The sequence below is a fragment of the Frankia sp. CeRuru1 genome (assembly GCF_977966315.1).
Window position 1 is genome coordinate 2598 of record NZ_CDWWEW010000497.1, and the last position, 1200, is coordinate 3797.

Annotated in this window: 1 protein-coding gene; it reads right to left on the bottom strand. The window is 62.5% G+C overall.

The genetic code is table 11. The features are described from left to right. Positions 1 to 84: 84 nt before the first annotated feature. Entirely contained in the window at positions 85 to 888 is an 804-nt protein-coding gene (locus tag AC08OP_RS23390) for a hypothetical protein (protein WP_476616143.1), read from the bottom strand. Between the last annotated feature and the right edge of the window lie 312 nt (positions 889 to 1200).

Genomic DNA, 1200 nt, shown 5'->3' on the forward strand with positions numbered 1-1200 from the left:
GTCCAGCCGGATACACGGCTCAGAAATGCCGAGAGGGCACCGGGAGGCTCTCCCGGTGCCCTCTCCGCGAGGACAGATGGAACGTCAGTGCTCCGTGCCGTCCCGCGTGGCACGGTAGGTGATCATTTCCCGTACCGCGTCGGCTCGTTCCGACAGTTCCCGGAATTCCGCTAGGGCAGCGTCACGGGTACGGATCACAGCGCGACGGGAACCGTAGGCGCCCCCGTGCCGCTTCTGTGCCACCTTGGCAAGGATGCCCGCGCGCCCGAGGTCATCGGCCTGGTTTCCTTCGGTGAGCACGTCCGCGAGAACGGGGAACTCCCGACCGTCACCGAACGCGTAGCGCCAGATAGCCTCACTGTTGGCGGCAAGGTGCGTCGCGACGGCTACGAACTCCATACGGGCAACAGCCTTCATCTGCTGTGCCCCGGGGGTCGCGTCGATCTCCTCAGGCTTCTTGTCGATCTGGTATCCGTTGCGTCGGGCAGCGTCCCGCATGGCGATGTACTGGATACTGTCGCGGGTGGCAACGAAAGTCCCGCCTTGCTTCGTGACGTAGAGCCACGAATCCGGCTCCCGCGTGGCCACGGAGTAGGTTACAGGCTCAAACTTCCGAATGATCTTCCCAAGTAGTTGAGCGAACAGCAACACGGCATCCTGCGTAATGTCGTCGCTCACGTCCGCCGTGCCGTAGCCACGACCCGTGAAGGTCGCGTTTCCGTCCATCCGCTTACGCGAGTCGACCGCGTCCAGGACACGGCAGAACTTGCGAGCCTTGACCTGAATCGCGCGCCAGTCGTCCGCCGTCACTCTCGCCATGTCTTCCGGCTGGACTCTCGCGCCCGGAAGAGCGGACGGCGTGTCCGAAGAAAAGGCGCCATTGGTCACGAGGTCTCTCCTCTACTTTGGGGGAACTCCCGGGGGTGTCGTCCCGCTCCCGGTGCCGATATCTAATTCTCCGCCTATGCGCGCCCGAATACAACCCCCAATCGTCCGCCAATTCATGATTCTTTGAGTGATGATGCAATGATGAAAACGACATCGGGGGGAGCGAATGCCGCAATCGAGAGGTGGAATGAGAAAGCGAAAGAGCGAAAAGCAAAGCAAAGGCCAAGAACAGAAAAGCGCCAGGCGGGGCAAATGCAACGGGAAAAGAAGGCGCCGGGGGCCGGCCAACCAGCCCACCCGGGACCGCGCAGC